The organism is Actinomadura sp. NBRC 104412 (genome assembly GCF_030269515.1).
GTDB lineage: Bacteria > Actinomycetota > Actinomycetes > Streptosporangiales > Streptosporangiaceae > Spirillospora.
On sequence record NZ_BSTM01000112.1, the window covers coordinates 1 to 372 of the forward strand.

General features: G+C 64.0%; 1 protein-coding gene. It reads right to left on the reverse strand.

Translation table 11 applies throughout. From position 1 onward, the window contains the following. Nucleotides 1-372: proteasome accessory factor PafA2 family protein (locus tag QSK21_RS35965; protein ID WP_285702228.1), on the reverse strand; the 372-nt coding region annotated here is incomplete at both ends.

Consider the following 372-nt stretch of genomic DNA (forward strand, 5'->3'; position numbering starts at 1 on the left):
GTAGTTCTCGTGGCAGCCGTAGGAGTTGCCCGCCGAGTCGGTGTTGTTCTTGAACAGGTAGATGTCACCGGCGATGCCCTCCTCCCGCAACCGCCGCTCGGCATCCACCAGCAGACCCTCCAGGATCCGCTCCCCCGCCTTGTCATGGGTCACCAGATCCACGACACTGTCGCACTCGGGCGTGGCGTACTCGGGATGACTGCCCACATCCAGATACAGCCGCGCACCGTTACGCAGGAACACATTGCTGCTGCGCCCCCACGACACCACCCGCCGGAACAGGTACCGCGCCACCTCATCAGGCGACAACCGCCGCTGCCCACGGAAGGTACAGGTCACGCCGTACTCGTTCTCAAGCCCGAAAATGCGCCT